General features: G+C 71.7%; 21 protein-coding genes. 10 read left to right on the forward strand and 11 right to left on the reverse strand.

Going from position 1 to position 23,156, the window contains the following annotated elements:
* Positions 1-62: 62 nt before the first annotated feature.
* From M1203_RS01010 to M1203_RS01025, 4 genes are read right to left on the reverse strand one after another with little or no spacing between them, the layout of a single operon-like run.
* Positions 63-677 (reverse strand): ATP/GTP-binding protein, encoded by a 615-nt coding sequence (locus tag M1203_RS01010; RefSeq protein ID WP_249947512.1) that lies wholly within the window; start codon positions 675-677, stop codon positions 63-65.
* Complete coding sequence (locus M1203_RS01015; RefSeq protein ID WP_030350306.1) at positions 658-1,029, reverse strand: DUF742 domain-containing protein; 372 nt, start codon at positions 1,027-1,029, stop codon at positions 658-660. The genes M1203_RS01010 and M1203_RS01015 overlap by 20 nt, the downstream gene beginning before the upstream one ends.
* Entirely contained in the window at positions 1,029-1,436 is a 408-nt protein-coding gene (locus M1203_RS01020) for a roadblock/LC7 domain-containing protein (protein WP_249947513.1), read from the reverse strand. Before M1203_RS01020 ends, M1203_RS01015 begins: the two co-directional genes overlap by 1 nt.
* Positions 1,433-3,193, reverse strand: a complete 1,761-nt coding sequence (locus tag M1203_RS01025) for a sensor histidine kinase KdpD (protein ID WP_249947514.1) — start codon at positions 3,191-3,193, stop codon at positions 1,433-1,435. Before M1203_RS01025 ends, M1203_RS01020 begins: the two co-directional genes overlap by 4 nt.
* A gap of 359 nt (positions 3,194-3,552) precedes the next feature.
* Here M1203_RS01025 and M1203_RS01030 point away from each other — a divergent pair, with 359 nt between their 5' ends.
* Positions 3,553-5,382: a hypothetical protein gene (locus tag M1203_RS01030; RefSeq protein WP_249947515.1), complete on the forward strand. Its 1,830-nt coding sequence runs from the start codon at positions 3,553-3,555 to the stop codon at positions 5,380-5,382.
* On the opposite strand, the gene M1203_RS01035 is transcribed toward M1203_RS01030, so the two are convergent.
* Positions 5,366-7,531, reverse strand: coding sequence for a tetratricopeptide repeat protein (locus tag M1203_RS01035; RefSeq protein WP_249947516.1), 2,166 nt, complete (start codon positions 7,529-7,531; stop codon positions 5,366-5,368). The two genes, M1203_RS01030 and M1203_RS01035, sit on opposite strands and share 17 nt — an antisense overlap.
* A 357-nt stretch (positions 7,532-7,888) precedes the next feature.
* Here M1203_RS01035 and M1203_RS01040 point away from each other — a divergent pair, with 357 nt between their 5' ends.
* From M1203_RS01040 to M1203_RS01050, 3 genes are all read left to right on the forward strand, one after another.
* Positions 7,889-8,908 carry a helix-turn-helix transcriptional regulator gene (locus M1203_RS01040; protein ID WP_308404825.1) on the forward strand — a complete coding sequence of 340 codons (1,020 nt, stop codon included), beginning with the start codon at positions 7,889-7,891 and terminating at the stop codon, positions 8,906-8,908.
* Positions 8,905-9,513 carry a dihydrofolate reductase family protein gene (locus tag M1203_RS01045; protein WP_249947517.1) on the forward strand — a complete coding sequence of 203 codons (609 nt, stop codon included), beginning with the start codon at positions 8,905-8,907 and terminating at the stop codon, positions 9,511-9,513. The genes M1203_RS01040 and M1203_RS01045 overlap by 4 nt, the downstream gene beginning before the upstream one ends.
* Before the next feature lie 103 nt (positions 9,514-9,616).
* Positions 9,617-11,056, forward strand: a complete 1,440-nt coding sequence (locus M1203_RS01050; protein ID WP_374401364.1) for a D-alanyl-D-alanine carboxypeptidase — start codon at positions 9,617-9,619, stop codon at positions 11,054-11,056.
* Between the two features lie 54 nt (positions 11,057-11,110).
* Here the strand turns inward: M1203_RS01050 and M1203_RS01055 are convergent, their stop codons facing one another.
* Together M1203_RS01055 and M1203_RS01060 are read right to left on the reverse strand one after the other, a co-directional pair.
* The gene (locus M1203_RS01055; RefSeq protein ID WP_374401367.1) at positions 11,111-11,971 is read right to left on the reverse strand and encodes a pentapeptide repeat-containing protein; all 861 of its coding nucleotides are present in this window, start codon (positions 11,969-11,971) and stop codon (positions 11,111-11,113) included.
* Positions 11,972-12,038: 67 nt separating this feature from the next.
* A complete protein-coding gene (locus M1203_RS01060; RefSeq protein ID WP_249947518.1) occupies positions 12,039-14,714 on the reverse strand; it encodes an AAA family ATPase in 2,676 nt (891 codons plus the stop codon).
* Between the two features lie 176 nt (positions 14,715-14,890).
* Here M1203_RS01060 and M1203_RS01065 point away from each other — a divergent pair, with 176 nt between their 5' ends.
* Complete coding sequence (locus M1203_RS01065) at positions 14,891-15,601, forward strand: nucleotidyltransferase domain-containing protein (RefSeq protein ID WP_249947898.1); 711 nt, start codon at positions 14,891-14,893, stop codon at positions 15,599-15,601.
* Positions 15,602-15,644: 43 nt separating this feature from the next.
* Here M1203_RS01065 and M1203_RS01070 read toward each other — a convergent pair whose 3' ends face one another.
* The 4 genes from M1203_RS01070 to M1203_RS01085 form a co-directional block, all read right to left on the reverse strand.
* A complete protein-coding gene (locus M1203_RS01070) occupies positions 15,645-16,805 on the reverse strand; it encodes a ThiF family adenylyltransferase (protein WP_249947519.1) in 1,161 nt (386 codons plus the stop codon).
* On the reverse strand, positions 16,802-18,136 hold the full coding sequence (locus M1203_RS01075; RefSeq protein ID WP_249947520.1) for a M14 family zinc carboxypeptidase: 1,335 nt from the start codon (positions 18,134-18,136) through the stop codon (positions 16,802-16,804). The genes M1203_RS01070 and M1203_RS01075 overlap by 4 nt, the downstream gene beginning before the upstream one ends.
* A gap of 10 nt (positions 18,137-18,146) precedes the next feature.
* Positions 18,147-18,311: a hypothetical protein gene (locus M1203_RS01080; RefSeq protein ID WP_249947521.1), complete on the reverse strand. Its 165-nt coding sequence runs from the start codon at positions 18,309-18,311 to the stop codon at positions 18,147-18,149.
* A gap of 130 nt (positions 18,312-18,441) precedes the next feature.
* Entirely contained in the window at positions 18,442-19,401 is a 960-nt protein-coding gene (locus M1203_RS01085) for an aldo/keto reductase (RefSeq protein WP_249947899.1), read from the reverse strand.
* Between the two features lie 340 nt (positions 19,402-19,741).
* Between M1203_RS01085 and M1203_RS01090 the strand changes: the two genes are divergently transcribed.
* From M1203_RS01090 to M1203_RS01110, 5 genes are all read left to right on the forward strand, one after another.
* Positions 19,742-20,197, forward strand: a complete 456-nt coding sequence (locus M1203_RS01090) for a cyclic nucleotide-binding domain-containing protein (protein WP_249947522.1) — start codon at positions 19,742-19,744, stop codon at positions 20,195-20,197.
* Positions 20,198-20,445: 248 nt separating this feature from the next.
* Positions 20,446-20,931, forward strand: coding sequence for a CrcB family protein (locus M1203_RS01095; protein ID WP_249947523.1), 486 nt, complete (start codon positions 20,446-20,448; stop codon positions 20,929-20,931).
* The gene (locus M1203_RS01100; RefSeq protein ID WP_249947524.1) at positions 20,928-21,275 is read left to right on the forward strand and encodes a DUF190 domain-containing protein; all 348 of its coding nucleotides are present in this window, start codon (positions 20,928-20,930) and stop codon (positions 21,273-21,275) included. The genes M1203_RS01095 and M1203_RS01100 overlap by 4 nt, the downstream gene beginning before the upstream one ends.
* Positions 21,272-21,646, forward strand: a complete 375-nt coding sequence (gene crcB, locus M1203_RS01105; RefSeq protein WP_249947525.1) for a fluoride efflux transporter CrcB — start codon at positions 21,272-21,274, stop codon at positions 21,644-21,646. Before M1203_RS01100 ends, crcB begins: the two co-directional genes overlap by 4 nt.
* Before the next feature lie 99 nt (positions 21,647-21,745).
* Complete coding sequence (locus M1203_RS01110; RefSeq protein WP_249947526.1) at positions 21,746-22,936, forward strand: damage-control phosphatase ARMT1 family protein; 1,191 nt, start codon at positions 21,746-21,748, stop codon at positions 22,934-22,936.
* The last annotated feature ends 220 nt before the right edge of the window (positions 22,937-23,156 follow it).

Raw genomic sequence — 23,156 nt, forward strand, 5'->3', positions numbered from 1 at the left:
CGTGTACGTGTCTTGTGCGTATGCGGGTACGGGGGTGGCGCGCGGCGGTCGGGCGCGACCGGTCAGGCGGTCGGCAGTGCCAGCGAGTGCAGGTAGTGCATCAGCGTCAGCAGTACATCGCGGCTCGACGCACGCAACCGCGCGTCACAGTCGACCATCGGGACCTCGTCGGGCAGGTCCAGGGCCGTCCGCAGTGCTCCGACGGGGTGGTGGGGCGCGTCCGGGAAGGTGTTGACCGCGACGACGAACGGTACGCCGCGCTCCTCCAGGCGTCCGATCACATCGAAGCTGACTTCGAGACGGCGTGTGTCGACGAGCACCACGGCTCCCAGGGCGCCCTCGAAGAGGCCGTTCCACAGGAACCAGAAGCGCTCCTGGCCGGGGGTGCCGAAGAGATAGAGCACCAGTTGTTCCGTGATGCTGATCCGGCCGAAGTCCATGGCGACGGTGGTGGCGGTCTTGGTCTCGACACCGGAGTTGTCGTCCACCCCCACCCCGGCCTGGGTCATGGTCTCTTCGGTGGTGAGCGGACGGATCTCGCTGACCGAGCCCACCATCGTCGTCTTGCCGACCCCGAATCCGCCCACGATCACGACCTTCACCGCGGAGGTGGCCGTGGTGGGCAGGACGTCCTCGCTCCTGGGACCCGTGATCGTGTCAGAGTTTCTGAAGTCCATGCATCACCGCTTCGAGAAGGGACCGGTCGGGAAGTGCGGCGCGGACGATGGGCGCGCGCGATTCGACCAGCTCGGTCGCGAGGAGTTCGGTCAGCAGCGCGGTCACCACGCTGAAGGGGAGGCTGAGATAGGCGGAGATCTCGGCCACGGACAGCGGTGCCCGGCAGAGCCGCAGGATGGCGGCCTGTTCCGGCTGGACCGTCGGCGACGGTTCGTCGCGGGCCACGATCATGGTGACCAGATCGAGCGGCGCCCGTTCGGCGCCGTCGGGGCCGCCGGTGATCACGTACAGCCGTTCCGGATCCCCCACATCCGCCTCGGGGCGCCGGCGTTCTCGTCGGGGAGGCGTGATCATCCGGCCTGCCCGTCATGGCGCGGGGGACTCGTCAGATGGGCTCCGATACGGACCACCATGTCCCGCATCCGGGCCCCCACCAGCCCCGCGTCGACCGTGTCGTCGGCGAGGACGGCGAGATACGCGCCCGCCCCGGCCTCCATCAGATAGAAGAAGCCGCCCCCGACCTCGATGACGACCAGCCGCATCCGGCCGTCGCTGGAGGGGATCTCGGCGGCGACGGCCGCGGCCAGACTCTGCAGTCCGGCGCAGGCGGCGGCCAGCCGGTCGGCGACATCCGGGTCACCGCCGTGCCGGGCGATCCGGAGTCCGTCCGCGGAGAGCACCACGATCTGCTGGATCTGCGGCACTCCGTCCGCCAGCTCCTTGAGCATCCAGTCCAAGTTCGCCCGCTGCTGGATCACTTCAGATCTCCCTTGCCCCGCACATCATCGGATTCGCCCTGGTCACCGGGGTGGCCCGGCGCCTCCCCCGCCCCGGTCGACGGCTCACGCGGAGTGCCGTTGACCGCCTTGGTGAACGCTTCGAGCCAGATGCCGGGACCGGGCTTCTTCTCCGGCGTACCGCCTTCGCGCTGTGCGCCCTCCGCCGTGCCACCGGGGGCGTCGCCGCGCCCACCGTTGTCATCGCCGTGGTAGCCGGCGCCGTAGCCGTTGCTCCGGCCGTTGACCGTGCCATTGCCCTGGGGTCGGCTCCCGCTCGGCCCGCCGCCGCGGCCGTCGCCTCGTGGGGCCCCGGGAGCGCGGCCGGTGTTCTGGAGGCCGAGGTTGTGGGAGCCGAGCGGGGCGCGGCCACGGCTGCGCCGCTGCGGCAGCCCGTTCTCCGTCCACTCCGTCACCACGGGAATGTCGTCGTCCATGGACCCCGCGAGGGAGCCCGCGAGCGGCGCCGACGGCTGTGGCCCGGTGACGGGCCGCGGCACCCGGTCGGCGGGCCGCAGTACGTCCGTCGTGGGCAGTCCCGCACCACTGCCCCGGGGCCCCGCCGAGGCGCCGATGCCATGGGCGATACCGGGCGCGGGTCCGGTGGTGACGACATCGCGCGGCACGATGAGAACGGCCCGGACACCGCCGTACGCCGACTGCCGCAGCGAGACCTGCAAGTTGTACATCTGGCAGAGCCGGCCGACCACGGCCATACCGAGCCGGGGAGTCTCGCCGAGGTCATTGAGGTCGATACCGGCCTGGGCCTGCGCGAGCATGGTCTCGGCCCGTGCCCGTGCCTCCTCGCTGAGGCTGACGCCGCCGTCCTCGATCTCGATCGCGATCCCGGTCTGCACCTCGACGGCGGTGACATGGACACGGGTCTGCGGCGGCGAGTAGCGGGTGGCGTTGTCGAGGAGTTCGGCACAGGCGTGGATGAGCGGTTCCACCGCCGTGCCGATGATGGCGACCTTGGCGATGGAGTGCAGATCGACGCGCTGGTACTCCAGGATCCGGGACATCGCGCCGCGCAACACACTGAACAGCGGTACGGGCTTGGGCCATTGGCGTCCCGGGCGGGCCTTGCCGAGCACGGCGATACTGTCCGCGAGCCGGCCGATCAGCGCGGTGCCGTGGTCGATGCGCAGCAGGTCGTCGAAGACCTCGGGGTTGCGGCCGTGCGCCTCCTCCATCTCCCGCAGCTCGCTGGCCTGCTGGTGCACGATGGACTGGACGCGGCGGGCGATGTTCACGAAGGAACGCTGCGCGGACTCGCGCATGGCCTCCTCGTCGTCCACGATCCCCAGGACGGAGCGGAGCAAGGACCTCTGGGCGGTGGGGAGTTCGCGATAGCGCTCGTCGCCGTCCACCACGGCGCGGATGACCTCGGCGGGCGATTCGCCCTGTCGCAGCCGGTGGATCGTGGCCGGCATCAGCTCCTTGCCGAGCCGTACGGTCTCCTCGTCGTGCTGGGCGAGACGCCGTTCCAACTGTGCGAGGCGGTAGGCGTAGTGCTCGTGCAGCGTACTGACGGTCCTGGCGCGGCGGGACAGTTCGCCCGCGCACCAGGTGACGATGATCGTCGCGACCGCGCCGTATACCACGAGCGGTATCCGGGCGGAGTCGGGAACGAGGCCCACCGCGACCGCCGTGGCCGCCACGAGCAGGACGGCGGGGACTACGAGCGCGCGGACGGACGGGGATGCTTGATCACTCGGGGGTGCTTCAACACGAACCATGTAAGCCCTCTGGCGTTCGATTCAGATCAGATAATTCACACGATCAAGGCACATAGGGAACAAGTGCCTTATTGGGTATCAACTCGGCGCGCTCCGCGAGAGCTTAGCCCGATGAAATCGGCGCATCGGCATATTCACTCAACCTCATGCGCGGGCAATGCCGTTGGGCATAGACTCGCGCGTTTGCACGCTGAGCTTCCATAACGGCACGAAGAGTAACGGGCTGAAGCTATGACAATCGGGGGGATCCGGCGGAATCACCAACGATCTTCACTCTCCGGGGTGAAGAAATGCCGGGGTGGCTATCGTGGCGGGTCGGAACAGGCGGCGGGACAGGGCGGAACGGGGGAGCGCGGGCGGTGGGCGAGGAGCGGGTCGGCTGGGTCCGGGTACCGGTGGGGGCCGACTCGGCGCGATGGACGACCCGGGGACGCTGCAAGCTCGTGCTGTTCGTCGTGCACAACGTGACCTCGGCGACCCGGCTGCTGGATGTCCTGCCGCTGTTCCGCGACGATCTGCGGGTGCAACTGCTCGCCACCCGCACCGGTTCGTCGCCGTTCCAGGCCGGGGTCACCGAGCTGCTGGCGGATACCGGCGTACCGGTACTGCCGTGGGAGCAGGCGCTCGAACTCCCGGTGGATCTGGCGATCTCGGCCAGCTTCGGCGGTCAACTGCACCTGCTTTCAAAGAAGTTGACCGTCCTCTCCCATGGCGTTGGCTACAATAAGAGGCTGGCGACACCGGACACCGGACACCGGACACCGGACACCGGATGCCCTTCGCCCGAAGCGGAGAGCCGTACGCCCGGTGCCGGGCAGCCGCCCGTCTTCGGCCTCTCCCCTGACTGGCTGCTCTTCGACGGCTCCCCCGTCGCCGACGCGCTGGTCCTCTCCCACCCGGAACAGCTGGAGCGGCTGCGCGCCGCGTGCCCCGAGGCGGCGCCCACCGCCGTACTCGCCGGGGACCCGTGCTACGACCGGATACTGGCGGGCCTCCCGTATCGCGAACGCTTCCGCCGGGCCCTCGACGTACGGCCCGGGCAGCGGCTCGTTCTGCTGAACTCGACCTGGAACCCCGACTCCCTCTTCGGGGACGGCGGCGAGGACATACTGCCGTCGCTGCTGCCGCGGCTCACCGCGGAACTGCCCGCCGACGAGTACCGGTCGGCGGCCGTGCTGCACCCCAATATCTGGCACGGCCATGGGCCGGGACAGATCCGCGTCTGGCTGGACCGGGCCCGGCGGGGCGGGCTGGCGCTGGTGGATCCGCTGGAAGGATGGCGGCAGGCGCTCATCGCCGCGGATGTGGTCATCGGGGACGCCGGCTCGGTCAGCTACTACGCGGCGGCTCTCGGCACCCCCGTGCTGTTGGGCGCGGCCTCACCGGACGGGCTCGACGCGCGGTCGCCGGTGGCCGCGTTCGTACGGCAGGCTCCCCGGCTCTCGCCGTACGCCCCGCTGCGGTCCCAACTCGACGCACTGCTCGACGGAGCGGGACGGGCGAAGCCGGGGGCACCCCCCGGTCCCGCCGAGCTGGTGTCCTCGGCTCCGGGTGAGGCGGCGGCGCTGCTGCGCCGTCACTTCTACCGGTTCATCGGTATGTCCGAGCCGCCCGAGCCCGCTCTGCTGGACCCCCTGCCGCTTCCCCCGTACGAACGGGTGACGCCGACGTCCCCCCTGCGGGTGGTGACCCGGCTGCTCGGGACCGGTGAGATCGAGGTGAGCCGGTACGCGGACCCCCGGTCCGAGCCGGCGGGTGAGGGGGACGCGCACACGGCCGTGCACGAGGACACCCTGGACCCGGACAGACGCGCGCTCGCCGATGTGATCTTCCGCTACGGCACGGCGGACGATCCCCGGTACGGCACCCCGGAGGAGTGGACGGCGGAGGTACTGACCCGTCATCCCTACTGTGCGCTGGCGGCGCTGGTCACCGACCGCGGCAGCTGTACGGTCCGCACCCGCGGCGGCACCCTGCTACGGCTCGCTGGCGCACCTCCCGCCGCCGACCCCGCCGCGTATGTCTCCGCCCTTTACGCCTGGCTGGCCGCGGGGAAGACATGGGAGGAGCTGACGGCGGGCGGGATGACCGTACGCACCGGCAGCCGCGGCTCGCACCATGTGTCGGTCAGGCCGATCAGGCCGGTCACACCGGGTGGTCCGGGCTCTCCCCTCACTCCCGCGAGCTGAGGCAGCGCTCCCGCAGGGCCCGCAGATGCACGAGATGGTAGGCGGCCTTCTCCGCGTCGAGCGCGGCCGCCGCCTCGTCGATCAGCGGCAGCGCGGCCCCCGGGTCCCCCTCCGCGAGAGAGGTCTCGGCGAGGTCGGTCAGTGTCCTGGCCGTGTTGTACGACTCCCCCGCTATGTCGCGGAAGAACACCAGCGCGGTATCCAGCCGCTCGCGGGCCTCGGTGTAGCGGCCGAGACCGCGCAGGGCCCGGCCCCGGTGCCGGTCCAGCAGGGCTCGGGCGCGGGGCAGATCGCGCTCGCCCTCGTCCCCGGCGCGGATGCCGTCGAGGATCGCCGCCGCCTCGTCGAAGCGGTCGTACGCCTCCTGGAAGCGCCACTGCCGCAGCCGCAGCAGCCCCAGCGACTCCACGCAGGAGGCATGTCCGCGCAGATGTCCGGACCGCTCCTCGGCCCGCGCGGCGGCGGTCATTTCGAGCTCGGTCTCCTCGTACCGCCGCAGCTCCATCAGATCCAGCGCGAGCAGCAGATGCGTGCGCCCGGCCATCCGGGACCCGGGGTCATGGGCATCGGCGACGCGCGCGCCCGCCCGCAGCGCGGGGAGCAGTTCGTCGTGGTATCCCGCCTTCAGCTGGAGCGGCCAGAGAGCCTGGCACAGCTGGTACACGGCTTCCGGCCGGCCGAACTCCTCCGCCGCGTGCACCGCTTGGACCAGATTGCCCAGCTCGGCCACGAGCGCGGACAGCGCCTCGCCCTCGTCGGCGTACGGGCTCGGACTCCGCGCCAGCTCCTCGTAGAGCGGGCCGATGCCCCAGCTGCCCGGCAGGGCCCCGAGCCTGGCCTGTACGGCGAACCGCAGATACCAGTCCACCGTGCGCTGGACCGCCGAGGAGTACGCCGGGATGCCGTCCACGCGGACGGCGGTCTCCTCGGCATGGACACGGACCACAGGACGGTAGCGGCAGCGGTCCGTGTCCACGGACTCCAGCAGCCCACGATCGACCAGCTCGCCGAGGATACGGGCGGCTTCGGCCTCCGGCAGGGACACGGTGGCCGCGACGGCCGCCGGGCCGAACGCGGGCCACTCGCGCAGTGACATCAGCCGGTAGACCTTGGCCGCGTCGGGCTCCAGCTCTCGGTACAAGCCCTCGACGGCGGTTCGGACCGGGCCACTGTCGGTCACGGTGGGCTCCTCCTCCGGCCGGTTCGGGCCGGGATCCGTGCCGGACAGCCGATCCGGCTCGGCCAGCTGTGGCGCGACCGCCCGCAGCGCGTACGGCGAACCACCGCATCTCTCCAGCACCCGCGGCAGTACGGCGCGAGCCGCCGCCACCGTCTCCCGGCCCGCGAGGTCGGTGAGCAGCCGGCGCGCGTCCTTGTCGGAGAGCGGCCCGACGGGGATCCGCAGGGCGTCCAGACCGCGCAGCGGCCTGGACGCGACCACGGCCGTGAACACCTCCGGCGCGGCCGTCAGCAGGGGCCGGACCTGCGCCGCCGACTGGGCGTGGTCCAGCACGACGAGCAGCCGCCGGCTCGCGACAGCGCGCCGGAACGACTCACGCCGGCCCGCCGCGTCCGGCGGGATGTCGTCCCGCGCCATCCCCAGCTGGACGAGCAGGCTCCGCAGCACCGTGGACGCGTCCAGCGCGGTGCTCGCCGAGGCACCGCGCAGATCGGCGTACAGCTGCCCGCCGGGGAAGAGACGCTCCGCTTCCCTGCATCCCCAGTGGATGGCGAGCGCGCTGGTGCCGATGCCCTCGGGGCCATGGATCAGCGCGACACGGGGCCGCCCGTCCGCCGGACGCGAGGCCTCGCGCTCCAGGAGCTTCATCGGCGTCTGACGGTCCGTGAAGAACCGCGTGGAGGCGGGCAGCGCCGGCACAGCGTCGGCCGTACCCGGGCCGGGGGCGGTACGGGCGAACGCCTCCCAGGCGCGGGCGAGCGCGGGATCGGTCCGTACCGCCTCATGGATCCACTCGGCCACGGCCGTCAGCTCGGCCGGATCCGCGGGCGCCGTCACCTCCCGGCCGACGATGCGCCGCACCAGACCACCGGCCGACTCCCAGGCCCACTTCCCGGCCTCATTGGCCATTCCCGCGCCCACGGCGCTCAGCACCGCGGCGATCGCCGCCAGTGACATCGGCTCCAGCATGCCCGCTCCCCCACTCCCCGTTCTCCGGCCCCCGGTCCGGATCCCCCGGGGCCCGGTCCCCGCGCCCCGGTGAAGGTCCATGGCGAGGCGCCGGCGGAGGCCGCGCGCCACGTTCCGGATCAACCGTAATCGCGATCACGGCAGTACGGGGGCGGTTGGCGACTACTCGCAACCCCTGTTGCCGAAGGGGACGTTCGGGGAAGGGGCGACCGGTAGGCCCGATGTCACGGGAGAGAAGCCGGAACCCCTCAAGGAAGGCGGTTGCGGACGGGGTGCCGGAGGGGTGCCGGGGGCGCTCCCGGCGGAGGTACCGGGCCCTATCAGGCGGTTGCCGCCATACGCGCTGATACTGACCCCATGACCCGACACGGAGAGCTGGGCACAGCCCTGCACCGCTGGCGTGACCGGATCGCACCGGCCGAGGCCGGGCTGCCCGCGGGCGAGCCCGGCCGGGCGCCCGGGCTGCGGCATGAGGAGCTGGCTCAGCTGACCGGTCTGTCCGTGGACTATCTCGTCCGGCTGGAAGAGGGCCGGGCGACCTCGCCCTCGGTCCAGGTCCTGACCTCGCTGGCCCGCGCCCTGCGGCTCTCCGACGACGAGCGCAGACATCTGTTCCTGCTCGCCGGTCAGTCCCCGCCCGCCCTCGGCCGGGTGTCGGACCATATCCCGCCCAGCGTGCGGCGGCTGCTCGGACGGCTGCCGGGCACCCCGCTGGGGGTTCATGACGCCGCCTGGAATCTGATCACCTGGAACCCGCTCTGGGCCGCGCTGCTCGGGGATCCGGCGGCGGTCCCCGGGCGGGGCCGCAACGCCGCCTGGCTGCACTTCACGGGCCGGCCCGGCCGGGTCACCCAGACCGTGGAGCAGGAGGCCCGGTTCGAGGCGGCGCTCGTCGCCGATCTGCGGGCGGCGACGGTCCACTACCCCACCGATGTACGGCTGCGCTTCCTCATCGGGGAGCTGCGCCGGGTCAGCAACCGGTTCGCCGTGCTGTGGAAATCCCGTATCACCGACGCCCACGACACCGGCACCAGGACGATCCATCACCCGGATGTCGGACCGGTGATCGTGGACTGCGACACCCTCACCGTTCCGGGCTGCGATCTCCGTATCGCCGCGTACTCCGCCGCCCCGGGCACGGACGCCGCCGACAAGCTCAGGCTGCTCGATGTGATCGGTACGGAGATGGCCGGGCTGACCGAGATGAGCGAGATGGCGACGGGCATGGCCGGGATGACACAGGAGCCCGCCCCTGCCGCCGGCTCCGTTCCCGACGATCCCGGCCACGGTCCCGGCCGGGATCCCGGCTCCGGTCCCGGCACCGATCCCGGTCCTGGTTCCAGCCCCACCGCCGCGCCGGAGCCCGCCGACCGATGAGGACGAACACGGTCTGCACCGGCGCCAGCATGTCGCTGGACGGCTATATCGCGGGCCCGGAGGAAACGGGCTTCGACAAGCTGTTCAGGTGGTACGGCAACGGCACGGTGCGCGTGCCGACCGCCCGTGACGACCTCACCTTCACCATGTCCCCCGTGAGCGTGGAGGCGTGGCGTGGCACGGTCGAGCGCACCGGCGCGCTGGTCATCGGCCGGCGGCTCTTCGATCTCACCTCGGGCTGGGAGGGGAATCACCCGATCGGGTGCCCGGTCGTCGTGCTCACGCACCGTGCACCGGAGGACTGGCCGTACGGGGAAGCGCCCTTCACGTTCGTCACGGACGGTATCGAGAGCGCCGTGGAACGTGCCAAGGAGCTCGCGGGGCCCGGCAGGACGGTCACCGTCAACGGAGGCACGATCGCACGGCAGTGCCTGGACGCGCGGTTGCTCGACGAGGTGTGGATCGATCTCGTGCCGGTGCTGCTCGGCGCCGGTACGCCGTTCTTCGATCAGCTGAAGAACGTACCGGTGGAGCTGGAGGGGCCGCTGTCGATGGCCCAGGGCATCGGTGTCACCCATGTGCGCTATCGGGTCCGCTATCCATGACGGGTGCGCGCCGGCCGAAACCCGCAAGGGCCGACCGGACGGCGTTGCACCCGGTCGGCTCATGTGAGGGGCGCGGGACGCGGTCCGTTCCTACCGTGGCTGAATGATCATCAGATCCGTGACGCGCTCCGCGCTCTCCGGCACGGTGGCTCTCGCCATCGGCCTGCTGGTCCTTCTGCCGTCGTCCCGGCCGGCCGCCGCGGACTCCCGCAGCGATCCGGCTGTACGGGCTCCGGGCCTGCCCCGCGTCCCCGCGGTCGCCGGCACCCCCGGCGTCCATGGCTCAGCCGGATCTCCCGGAACACCCGGAACACCAGAGAAGAACGGAAAGACCGGAACACCCGGGAAGCCCGGACCTCATGGATCCCCCCGGCCCGTCTCCGCCGCGCACGGACCGGCCGCCGCCGCTCATGGTCCCGCGAGCGCCCCGGAGGCCGATATGGACCGCGCGCTGCTGTACCGGCCGGGTACGCACGCGCGGCCCAAGCCCGGCACCCCCGCTCCGCCGGAACTGTCGGCGCTGTCCTGGCTGGTCGCGGACGCCCGTACGGGCGAGGTGCTCGCCGCGCGCGAGGCGCATCTCAAACTGCCCCCGGCCTCCACCCTGAAGACGCTCTTCGCCATCACCGCGCTGCCGCGTCTGGCCGAGCACTCCAAGCACACGGTCACCGAGGAGGAGCTGGACGACATCGGTCCCGGCAGCAGCACGGTGGGGATCGTCGAAGGCGAGTCGTACGAAGTGGCGGACCTGTGGCGCGGTGTGTTCCTCAGCTCCGGCAACGACGCGGTGCGCGCGCTCTCCAAGATGAACGGCGGCTGGGACTCGACGGTCTCCCAGATGCGGAAGAAGGCCAAGCAGCTGGGCGCGCTCGACACCCATGTCGTGTCCCCGGACGGCTATGACGCTCCCGGCCAGGTGTCGTCGGCGTACGACCTGTCGGTGTTCGCCCGTGCGGGCCTGGCCTCCCCGGAGTTCGTACGGTATAGCTCGACCGTCGACGCCGAGTTCCCCGGCGAAGGCGGCATCGTCAACACGAACCGCCTGCTCAGCGGCGAGGACGGGGTGGAGCCCTATCGGGGGCTGATCGGCGTCAAGAACGGCTTCACCTCCGATGCCGGCTACACCCTGATCGCGGCGGCCAAGCGCGGGGGCCGCACGCTGCTGGCGACGGTGATGAACCCGCAGTGGGGCGGTGTCCACGCGGTGTACGAGGAGGCCAGGGAGCTGCTGGACTGGGGTTTCACCGCCGGGAAGCGGGTCGTTCCGGTGGGCACGCTCAAGCCGCCGCCACCGCCCGTCCCGCCGATGCCTCCGACCTCGCCGGCGCCGGCGGGTCCTGGGTCGAGCCCGATGGCGAAGGTGGCGGGTGCGGCGCCGGGAGCGCGGTCGGTGACCGTCGCGCGGGCGGAGCACAACGATTCCGGGTCGGGCTTTCTGGTGCCCGCCGCCTTCGTGAGCTCGGCCTGTCTCGCGGCTGTCGGACTCTTCGTCGTACGGCGTTCGGGCCGCCGGCGGCCGGGGGAGGAAGAGATCATCCACTGAGCGCGCCGGCCGGCGGGGAGCCGGACGCCCTCGGACGCCTGCCCGTGGAGGGGCCTACCAGTGGGCGGGGCGGGTGAGTGCCGGCGGGAGTCGGGTCGCCGCGTCGCCCTTCGCCGCGTTGACCTGGGTCTGAACGAGGAAGATGCTGCCCGTCAGATCGGCGCCCCGCAGATCCGCGTCCCTCAGGTCGGCGCCGATCAGATCGGCCAGGCGCAGATCGGCCCCCCGCAGATCGGCGGCGATCAGATAGGCCCCGCGCAGATCGGCACCGCGCAGATCCGCGCCCTTGAGCTTCGCGCCGAAGAGGTCGGCGCCCCTGCGGTTCTTCCGTCTGCCCCGGACCTGGGCCCGCACCAGCTCGCTCGTACGCAGCAGCAGGGTGTTGACGGCCGCGCGCCGCGCCGCCACATCCAGTTCGAGCAGGGCCTCGGGGGCGCTCCGGGTGAGGCGTTCGGTCTCGTCCAGGGCCTGGCGGATCGCGGGGTGAAGCGCCCGGGCGGGCTCAAGCGCGAGGGCCTCGTCGAGGTACCACAGCAGTTCCTGGAGCTGTCGCATCACGGGAAGCGCGGCGAACATCCGCTCCGCGCTCTCCGGCGCCTGCCGCCAGTCCCGTCCGCCGAAGGTGAGCTGCGAGACCTTCTGGCCCGCGCCGAAACAGTCGTAGACCGTGCACCCCTGGAAGCCCCGCTCCCGCAGGGTGCGGTGGACGCCGCAGCGGAAGTCGGTCCCCAGGTGACCGCAGGGCTCGCCCGCGGCCTTGTCGACGGGGAAGTCCGCCGAGACCGAGAAGGTCAGCGCGACACAGCAGAGTCCGAAGCAGTTCGCGCAGTCGGCCCGCAGATCGAGGCCCGAGGGACCGGGACCGCCTCCCTCCTCGCGAAGAGTGGAGGCTGCGGGGTCGGGCTGCTGTGACACGGGTTCGGGGCTCCTGTGAGTACATGACGGCGGTCGCCCGACGGAGCGTACCTTCCGGTGCCGGATGTCAGTGAGGCGCCGGGCGGGCGTCCATCGCCCGGCGCGCACGGTCCGCCAGACCGTCCGCGCCACAGCTCTCGGCCAGTTCGAGCCCGCAGGCCAGCTCGGCCGGGAACCCGGCGGCGATGCCGTACTCCACCCGGGCGACGGCGAGTTCGTACGCGGAGGGCGAGGCCTCCAGATGAGCGACGGCCTGCGCCAGCAGCTCGATCTTCTCGGCGCCCTCCTTCAACGACGCGGCACAGCACAGCGCGACCCCGATGGCCGTGTGCGTGCCGAAGCGTTCCGCCCGGTCTCTGGCATAGGAGGCGAGATGGGCCGCGCGGCGCGGATCGTCATCGGCGACCGCACGCGCGAGGTCGCACGCCCAGGGAGCCATGACGATGTTGTGACGTCCTCGGGCGGTCAACGCCTGTCCGGCGCCTTCCAGTTCGACGACGGCCTCCTTGGTACGGCCGAGGGCGAGCAGCAACCGGCCCCGGACACTCGGCGCGTCGGGGATGACGATCGAGGAGGAGTACGGCGGGGCGAACGCATGGCGCTCGGCCGCCTCCAGCGCCTTGTCGACATGGCCGCGTGCGAGCAGTGTGTCGATCAGCATGCAGGCCGCGTCCCAGTGCATCGGCAGTCCGTTGCCGACCCGGTCGGCCAGCCGCAGGCTCTCGCGCAGATACGTCTCGGCATCCGCGAGCCGGCCGCGTCTGCGGTGGCCGTAGCCCACGAGGGCATGGGCGAAGGCCAGATGGCCGCCGCTCCAGCCGGAGATCTCGAAGGCCCGCAGCCCTTCCTGGAACAGGCTCTCCGCGCGGTCGAGCCGGTCGGCGAAGGCATACGAGAGACCGAGCAGCGCCGGTGGTTCGAAGCCCCACGCCGTGTCGGCCCAGCCGACTCCCGGCGGCAACCGGCCCTCGATCAGGGCCCGTTCACCGATCTGGACGTTCTCCTCCGCGCTCTCGCCCCGGGCCGTGCCGTCGAACGCGCGCAGCATCAGCAGGACACGTTCGGTGTTGTCACGTCCCGTGAGCCCGTCCGCCAGCCGGGCGAGCCGGCGTGAGCGTTCAGGGCCGTCCTCCTCGATGGCCTGTACGCCCTCCCACAGGAAGTGGGCGCCCTGGAGCCGCATCCTGTCGGGTCCTTCTTCGGTACGCGCGACCTCGGTGGCCACCACATGCGCGGCGTCACCGGTCTGGTTGTTGTGGGTCAGCGCCTGGGCGAGCCGGAACACCACATCCACGCGCAGACCTTCGTCCAGCCGCGCGGTGTCGAGCGCGGCGCGCAGATGTCCGACCGTGGTGGCCGGTGAGGTGAGCAGCGTGGCGCAGCCCAGCTCGTACAGCACCTGTGGCCGTACGGACTCCAACGGCGGTTCGATCAGGGCGCGTTCGAGACAGCGACGGGCGGCGTCCGGCGCTCCCACCGCGAGATGCTCGGCGGCGGCTTCGCGCAGCTGCTCGACCAGTTCGGGGTCGCCGTCGGGATGCACTTCGAGCAGGTGCGGGGCGGCTGCCGCGGATCCCCGGCCGCTGCGGGAGACCGCCCAGGCGGCCAGTCCGTGCATCGCGGTGCGCACGCCAGGCGGGATCGCCCGGTAGACGGCGCCCGCGATCAGCGGGTGGACGAACTCCAGGGGGTCCATGCCCACGAGGATGCGCGCGGCCCGCAGCCGTTCCGCGCACTTGGCGGCCTCTTCGTGGCTCATACCCGACAGGGAGATCGCCAGATCGAGTGAGATGTCGGTGCCCAGAATGGCGGCGGCCCAGGCGAAGCGGGTGGTGGCCGTGCCCAGTTCCTCAAGCCGGGCGATAAGACCGGTACCGCGGGCCGAAGCGCCGAGGGCGCGCAGTTCGCCGGCGAAGGCCTCGACGGGTTCGAGTCCGCTGTCCCGCACCTTGGCGAGCAGTTCGACGGTCTCGTACGCGTTGCCGCCGGTCACCGCCCAGACCTCGCGGCAGAACGGATCGTCCGCGTGCTCACCGAGGGCGGCGCGGGCCAGCTCGGCGGTGGCGTCGGAGGTCAACTCGCTCAGTGTGACGAGCAGCTTCGCCGCCGCGCCGATCTTCTGAAGAAACCATTCGGTCTCGCCGATGGCCTCTTCGGTGCGGTACGCGACGACGATGAGGACGGGCAGCCCGCCGGCCGGGCGCTCGGCGAAGGAGGTGAGCCAGGCAAGGGTCTCCAGGTCGGCCCACTGCGCGTCGTCCACGAGAAGGACGAGCGGTCCGTGGACCGCCGCGAGCCGTTCCACCAGGGCGTCCAGACCGTCCCTGACCCCTTGCGGGTCGGCGTGCTGTTCGCCCGGGGGCGCTATGCCGAGGGCCGGGCCGACGATCTCGTACCGGTCACCGAGCAGTTCCCGCGCGTCCGTGGGACCGTCCGCCCGTTCCGACGCCGGTTCCGCGTCGGTCAGCACGGGCTGGAGCAGTTGCCGTACGACATGGAAGGGAACGGAGGTGACGGTCTCGCCACCGCGCGCGGACCACACCGCGCAACGGCCCGTGGCGAGTCGGCGCACTTCGGAGAGCAGCGCCGTCTTACCGAGCCCGGCGGCGCCCCGGTAGACGAGCAGCCCGCCGGAGCGTTTGCTTCCGCACAGCGCGTCCACGGCGTTGGCCGCCGCGGCGAGTTCGGGTTCACGCTCCAGCAGCGGGAGGGTGACCGAGTCATCCGGCCGGTACACCGGCATCCCTCGCTTTCTCGAACAGTGCGCAGGTCAAGTGTTGAGGGTAGCCCCGGAGCGCCCCGAGTGGACCCGAATCAGCACGAATTCGGCCGTTCGACTGCGCGACGGCGCTTCAAGGAGTAACGAAATTCGAAGGCGTGACCTCCGCGCCGGCTGGGAGGGTGTCGGCCATGGAGATCATGGATCCGGTCCTGGCGGCACGGGAATTGGTGGCCGAGCGCCATCCACGGGCCCGCGCCGCCTTTCTCGGCGGCAGCGTGCTCACCCCACGGCGTACGCCCCTCTCCGACCTGGACGTCGTCGTCCTGCTCGCGGACGGCGCCGACCCGTACCGCGAGTCCCTGCGGTTCGCGGGGTGGCCGGCCGAACTCTTCGTCCACACCCGGGACAGCTGGGAAGGGTATGTGGGGCGCGAGATCCTTGAGCGGCGCTCACCCCTGCTCTTCATGTGCGCGGCGGGAACGCTCCTGGTGGACCGGGACGGCGTGGGGGCGGGCCTCCAGGAGTACGCGCGCCGCCTGGTGGCGAAGGGGCCGCCGCGGGTCACGGCCGCCGAACTGGACGACCGGCGCTATCCCCTGACGGATCTTCTGGACGATCTGGTCGGCTGCGGCGACCCGGGCGAGCGGCTTTTCATCGTCACCGAAGTGGCCCGCCGTACCGCCGAGTTCGCCCTGCTGGCCGAGGGGGCGTGGCTGGGCGGTGGGAAGTGGCTGTCGCGGCGCCTGGCCGAGGCCCGGCCGGGGCTGCCCGAGCGGCTGACGGCGGCGGTGCGTGCGGCTCTGGACGGGGATACGGACGCGCTGGTCGCGCTGGCGGAGGAGGTGCTGGCACCGGCGGGCGGGCGGCTGTGGGCGGGTTATCGGCGGCAAGGTGTCACGGGACGGTGAACACGCGTTCGCGGGAGGAGAGCGGGTCCCGGACTTTCCTGTCTCAGGCCGGCCGCCCCACCGCGCGCGGCGTACCGCAGGCCGGGCAGTCCGGTCTGCGGTCGTACCGCTCCTCCACCGGTTCGGCGAGCGCCATCAGATTGAGGCCGAAGCGGAAGCCGGGTTCCATCTCCGGTACGCCCGTGAGCAGCGCGATCGCCGCGTGGACGAGGAGATGGCCGGAGAGACCGGCGGTCACGGCGTTGACGGGGTTCCACTCCATCCGGGGCGAGGCGGCCTCCTCGTCCTGTCCGGCGGCGAGCCGCAGATCGCGGCGGTCGACCTCGCCCGCGCGGTGGCACTCCCAGCACGCCCCCCGGCCTGGCGCGTGGACCCCCACCGTGACCAGCGGTCCTCGATAGCCCGCGTCGAGCCAGGGGATTCCGGCGGCCAGACAGACGCGGTTGGCCCAGCGGCGGATCTCCGGCGGGCGGTCCGCGCAGAGCAGCAGCAGATCGTAGCCGGGCGCGAGCAGCGCGGCGATGTCGTCGGGACCGCGGACCGCGCGGTGTTCCGTGGTCAGCGCCACCCGCGAGTTGACCGCCCGCAGGGCCGCGTCGGCGGCGGTGGCCTTGGACCGGCCGATGTCGCTCTCGTGGTAGAGGGGCTGGCGGTTGAGATTGGAGAGCTCCACGACATCGCCGTCCACGCAGTGCATCCGGCCCACGCCCGACGCGACCAGGCCCTGGGCGGCGAAGCCTCCGGTACCGCCGAGGCCGAGCAGCAGAACACGGGCCGAGCGCAGCCGGGCCTGTAACTCCCAGGCGGTGGCGTGCGGTGACAGGTCCATCCACCGCAACAGCGTCACGCCGCGGCTGTACCGTACGCGGTCCTCGTCGGTGAGGGTGTCCGGCGGCTCCGCCTCGGCGTCCTCCAGGAACCCGGCCTCGTACAGCTCGGCGATCGCCTGGACGACCGCGCCCCGTTCGAGGCCGGGGTGGCGGGCGAGCACAACATCGACCGACTCGGCCTGGCCCCGGGTCCCGTCGAGCGCCTCGGTCAGCGTCCAGATCCAGCCGTCGGGGTCGGCGACCTCGGCCCCGATCCCGTACACCACGCTCCCGATCCGTACGTTCCCGTCCACCGTGCGGTAGGCCCGGTGTTCCGGCTTGACCCGGGGGCGCCGTAAGCCGGACACCGGCGGCGGGGGCCGGTCCCGTTTCACGCCCTTACCGCCCTCGGCTCCCTGAACCGGGCGGCCAGCTCGGAGGCCGCCAGCACGATTCTGAACTGATGCTCCACCTGGTCGTGGACCGGGATCCAGCGGGCGCGGCAGTCCGCTTCGAACGCCTCGCAGCGCCGGGTGAGGAACAGGTCCAGTCGGGCGCGTATGTCGGTCACTTCCGCGCGCTCCGCGACGTCGGTGCCATGGCCGGCGGCCGGGTCGTCATCGGCCACGAGCATCTGGTGCAGCAGCCCCGCCGTACGGACGACGAGCCGTCGCGCGGCGATCCGGAGCGCCATGATCCGCGCCCGGTTCAGCGGTGGCAGTCCGCCCTGCTCGCGAAGGGCCGCTTCCGGCGCCCATTCGTCCGCCAGCCCCCCGCAGATGGCGAGATACTCCTCGACCGGCGCGAGCAGCGGCCCCACGGTGGCGGGCAGACCCGGCCGTACCCGCTCCAGCAAACCGGCGAGGAACAGCGCGTCCTGCCGGAGCGTCTGGCTGATGATCTCCAGCGCGCCGGGCGGGTCGGGGTGGACCGAGGTGTCACCGACCTCCTCGACCCCCCACATCGGGGCTTCGACGACCGCGGTGACGGTGCCGTACCCATGGGGATGGAACCAGGTGGAGGTGGCGGTGGCGGCCGGCAGTGAGTGGAACTGGTCCGTCTCCTGGGGCCGTGGCATGTCATAGACGCCGGGCCCCGGGCTCGGCCAGAAGAAGGCGTCGTACGGTCCCAGCTCCACCGGTATCCGCAGATCGGCGGCGGACCGGCCGAGACGTTCCGGCAGGCCGGGCAGCCGGCGGGTCAGCTGGACGAAGCTGCCGCCCACGTCCACGCCGTGCAGCGAGCACTGGAGGTAGGGCCGCAGCTCGTCCTGGAGGTCGAGGAGGGCCCGGGTCTCGGGCATCGGTTCCGTCCCGGGCTCCGTGGGCAGCCACTCGGGCTGTTCCGCGAATCCGGGACGGAAGAAGTGGCGGTAGTGCTGGGCGAAGGTCATCGGGCCCTTGAGCCATCGCTCGTTACGGCGGGCTCCGTCGGGATCGAGACAGAGGACGAAGTGCCAGGTCGTGTCCATGGCCCGGCCCGGCCGGTCGGGCCGGGCGAGATACCGGGCCAGTCGCAGGGCCGTCATGCCGCCGACCGGTTCATTGGCATGCGGCCCCGCGACCACCAGCGCGTGCCGGCTCCCCCGCCCTATGGACAGCAGCCGTATGGGCTCCCCGGCCCGTGAGTAGCCGATGCGCCGCAGGACGGCGCGGTCCGGGTGCGCCGCGGCCAGGCCCCGGGCGCGAGAGGTCAGTTCGTCGACGGTGAGATAGCGACCCGGCACAGCGGCCCGTTCAGGAACCGGTCGAATTGCTGTCGCCCGTGGTCTCTCTCCGGTCGAGACGTCGGATCTTGATGGTGGTCGGCTTGGGACGTGATGCGCTGTCGCTCTTGGCCATTTTCCCCATGGACCGCTCCTTCGACACCACGGTGCCCAACTCCCCGTTGAGCACCCTCATGTGATGGTCCGTCACGGATTGGGAGCGCGTCAACACCTGGGATGACGTGGAATGTGATATGGGGATACATGCCACAAGCACCTGTCCGGTGGATGTGCCCCCGTGCGTCCGGGAGGCGCCCCCGGTCCCGTCACACCTCTGTCAACAGGGCGTCGATCGCGGCCAGTTCCGCCTCCTCGAAAGAGGTGGCGCTCAGCACTCCGAGGTTCTGGTCCAGCTGCTCGACACTGCTGGCGCCGATGAGGACGGAGGTGACGCGCGGATCGCGCAGCACCCACGCGAGCGCCAGCTGCGCCAGGGTCTGTCCGCGCTCCCCCGCCAGCTTGTTGAGCGCGTGCAGCAGGGTCAGCTTCCGCTCGCTGAGGGCGTCCCGCTTGAGGAAGTGGCCCACGGCCATCCGTGAGCCGGCGGGTACGCCGTCGAGGTAACGGTCCGTCAACTGTCCCTGGGCCAGCGGTGAGAAGGCGATCACCCCGGCGCCCACCCCGGCGGAGGCGGCGATCAGACCATTGCGCTCGATGCCACGGTCCAGGAGGTTGTAGGGGTGCTGGTTGATCAGCAGCGGGGTACCGAGGTCCTTGAGTATCGCGGCGGCCCGCTCCATCTGCTCGGGCGGGTAGTTGGACAGCCCGGCGTACAGCGCCTTGCCCTGGCGTACGGCCGAGTCCAGCGCCCCCACCGTCTCCTCCAGCGGAGTGTCGGGGTCGAACCGGTGGGAGTAGAAGAGATCGACGTAATCGACGCGCATCCGGGTCAGCGACTGGTCCAGACTCGCCAGCAGATGCTTGCGCGAGCCGAACTCGCCGTACGGCCCCGGCCACATGTCGTAGCCCGCCTTGGTGGAGAGGAACAGCTCGTCGCGGTAGGGACGGAAGTCCTGCGTGTAGAGCGCCCCGAAGTTCGCCTCCGCGCTGCCGTAGGGCGGACCGTAGTTGTTGGCGAGGTCGAAGTGGGTGACGCCCCGGTCGAAGGCGCGGCGCAGCACGGCGCGCTGGTTCTCCAGCGGTGCGGTGCCGCCGAAGTTGTGCCACAGGCCGAGCGAGACCTGCGGCAGTCGTACCCCGCTGTGACCGCAGCGCGTGAAGCGCATGCCGTCGTAGCGGTCGGCGGCGGCGAGATAGGGAGGCTGCTTCAACGAACTCTCCTGCTTTCGTGTGCACGACGAAGGTCCGGGTGACGACGCGGCCGAAGTCACGACGTATCCGTATGATCGCGCAGCCCCGTGGGGCCGGACTCGGCCGGGGTAGGGGATCGCCGGCGGCCCGGCACTGTCCGCCCCGGGTCCGTCACACATGGTGACATCGCCGCTTCCGGGCAGGTCATGGGGTTCCGGGCAGGCATGACGGTGGGGATACCATCTGAGATATGGCCGTATGCGCCGTATGTCCCGTCCGGCCCGGTCACGCGGTTCGGCAAGGAGGTACCCCACCATGGCTCCCGCGACGCGTTTGTTGACGGTGCTTCCCACCGGCCACAGCGAGCTCCTGATGCGACAGGCCCGCTATGTCTCCTTCCCGCAGGACACCAGGATCTTCGAGGAGGGGGATCCGGCGGACCGGTTCTGGGTGATCCGCTCGGGCGCCGTATCGCTGGACATGTTCGTACCGGGCCGCCGGCGGGTGCTGGTCGATACGCTCGGTGTCGGTGATCTGCTCGGCTGGTCCTGGCTGTTCCCACCGCACCGCTGGCACTTCGGGGCGGAGGCGTTCAGTCCGGTGCGCACCCTGGAGTTCGACGGGCACGCGGTACGGGCCCTGTGCGAGGACGATCCGGCGCTCGGCTTCGCACTGACCCGCTCCGTCGCGGAGATTCTGGCCCGCCGTCTTGAGGCGGCGCGTACGAAACTGATCGACCAGTACATGCGCCATGGCGGTCCCGGGCTGTGAGCCACCCCCTGCCCAGGGCGGTGAGGCGTCCGCCGCACCTTGCTCCGGGCCGCCGCCGGAGCGCTCATGGCCCGGATCGCCGCCGCCGGTGCCATGACGCTAGCCTGGAGGCAGTGGTGGCCCCGGCGGGCGACCACGCGGCGGTGGGGCCCGCCGTACCCGATCCGCGGTGACCTGCCGCCAACGGTCCCTGCTTGCGAAGGAACGCGCCCGTGTGCGGGCGCCCGGCAAGTAGGAGACGCATGCCGATGGAAAGCCCCCGCCCTCCCATGGTGAGCGAGCACGACGAACCCGATACCGGTCCGTTCACCGCCGAGCGGCGGCGCGCGGGGGCCGGAGCGCTCTGGCCGGTGGTGGCCGTCGTCTCGCTCGGCGGTTCGGTCGGCGCGGCGGCCCGCTACGGGGCGTCCCTCCTGTGGCCCACCGCTTCCGGCGCCTTTCCGTGGACCACGCTGCTCGTGAATGTGCTGGGGTGCGTGGTGATCGGTGTGTTCATGGTGGTGATCAGCGAGGTGTGGGCCGCGCACCGGCTGGTGCGGCCGTTCTTCGGGACCGGCGTGCTGGGCGGGTTCACCACGTTCTCGACCTACGCGGTGGACATCCGGCTCCTGGTGGGCGCGGGACGGCCCGCCCTGGGCCTGGCGTATCTGGGACTGACGCTGGTGGCGGCCCTCGCCTCGGTGTGGAGTGCGGTGTGGGTGACGCGCCGCGTAGTCGCGTGGAGGCAGACATGAACGGGCTGATGGGCAGCGCCCTGCGGCTGACGGTCCTCATCGGCGAATCCGATGTGTGGCACCACAGACCCCTCTATACGGAGATCGTGCACCAGGCGCACCGGGCGGGACTGGCGGGCGCGAGTGTGTTCCGCGGGATCGAGGGGTTCGGCGCGTCCTCGCTGATCCATACGCAGCGGCTGCTGTCGCTGAGCGAGGAGCTGCCGGTCGCGATCGTGATCGTGGACACCGAGGAGAAGATCCGGGGCTTCCTCCCACGCCTGGACGAGCTGGTCCGCGAGGGTCTGGTCACGCTGGAGAGCTGCGAGGTCGTCCGTCATGCGGGCCGGCGGGAGGCGCGGTGAACTGGCTGCTGGTCGTGGCCGGGGCGGCCATCGGCGCCCCGCTGCGCTTTCTGACCGACCGGAGTGTCCAGCGCCGGCACGACTCCGTCTTCCCGTGGGGGACCTTCGCCGTCAACGTCGTGGGCTGTCTGATCCTCGGGCTGCTGACCGGCGCGGTCGCCGCCGGTGCCGCGTCCTCGCGCACGCAGCTGTTCCTCGGCACCGGTCTGTGCGGCGCGCTGACGACCTACTCGACGTTCAGCTACGAGACGCTGCGGCTCGCCGAGGACGGCGCGCGGCTGTACGCCGTCGCGAACGTCCTCGGCAGCGTGGTGGCCGGGCTGGGCGCGGCCTTCGCCGGGGTCGCGCTCGCCGGGGCGCTGTGGGCGTGAGCCGCCACCGGTACGGTGCGGTGGTGGTCCCCGGGACGGCCGACGACGGCGGCTCGACGGGGCCGCGCCGGACGGCCGACCGAGGAGTATGTGAAGGCGATGCCCGCAGCAGACGACGCACCCGTGATCCTGGGCAACGAGCCGGGCTCGTTCGCCCGGGGGGTACTGGCCGACCGCCATCCGGCGCTCATCCAGCAGGTACGCGACGCCTTTCCCTGCACCCCCGCACAGCACCGGGCACTCGACGCCCTGCTGCGGTCGGTCACCGACGGGGTGATCGAGCCGCTCGCCCCGGACGCGCACGACCGCGCCCAGTGGGAGACCTGGGGACATGACCCCGCCGGGGGTTCCTGGTTCGGCCGGTCCTGGTTCGACGTACCGTTCCTGTGGTCGGAGAGCTACTTCTACCGCGTACTCCTCGACGCCATGGGCTACTTCACCGACGGCCCCTGGCGGGGCGTCGACCCCTTCGCCCCGTTCAAGGACGCCGAGCTGCGCGGAGCGGCGGTGGACGACGAACTCGCCGCTCTCGACGGGCTGGCCGGTCGGCCCGCCGACGAACAGGCGCTCGCGCTGGCGGGCGCCTCGCTCTGGGGCAACCGCGCCGACCTCGGCTTCCGGATCGCCTCGGGCCCCGTACCCGCCGACAGCGGTACGGACCCGCGCCTGGTCGCGGACGACGGCCCACTGCTGTGGTCGCTGCTGCCCGTCGGCGCGGCGGGTACGGTGCATCTGATCGCCGACAACGCCGGCCGGGAACTCGTCCCCGATCTCGTACTGCTCGACCATCTGCTCCACACCGGACGCGCCTCCCGCGCCGTCCTGCATGTCAAGCCGTATCCGTACTACGTCTCCGACGCGACGATGACGGATGTCATCGACGGTCTGCGGCGGCTCGGTGCGGCGTCCGGATACGCGGCCGAGATCGGCGGACGGCTCTGGTCGGCCATGGCGGGCGGGCGGCTCGCGGTGCGCGCGCACGGTTTCTTCCGGGCGCCCCTGCCGTACAGCGCGATGCCGGACGATCTGCGCCGCGATCTCGCGGGTGCCACCGTGACGGTTCTGAAGGGCGACCTCAACTACCGCCGTCTCGTGGGCGATCGGTACTGGGCTCCGACGTCCTCGTTCGCCGGCCGCACCGCGTACTTTCCCGGTCCCGTGGCCGCGCTGCGCACCCTCAAGTCCGAGGTGATCGTCGGTCTCGACGCCCGGACGCTCGACGGCCTCGAAGCGAGCGGGAAGCCGTGGCGCACCAGCGGCACGCACGCGCTCGTCCAGGCCCGCCGCTGAGACCTAGGCCCTGTCCGGCCGATCTTCGCGGGCCCGCGACGCCTGGCACCGCACCTCGCCGCGTTGTCGGAGTCGCCCAAGTACGTCCAGTACATGGGCGATCCTCCGCCTTGCGATGCACGGCACCAGACGCCGCGGTCCGATCCGCGAAGACCGACCGGACAGGACCTAGCCGTCCCCCGCCGGAACCAGGGAGGGCCGCCGACGGTGTCGGCGGCCC

The organism is Streptomyces sp. 35G-GA-8, from assembly GCF_023534745.1.
Lineage (GTDB): Bacteria > Actinomycetota > Actinomycetes > Streptomycetales > Streptomycetaceae > Streptomyces.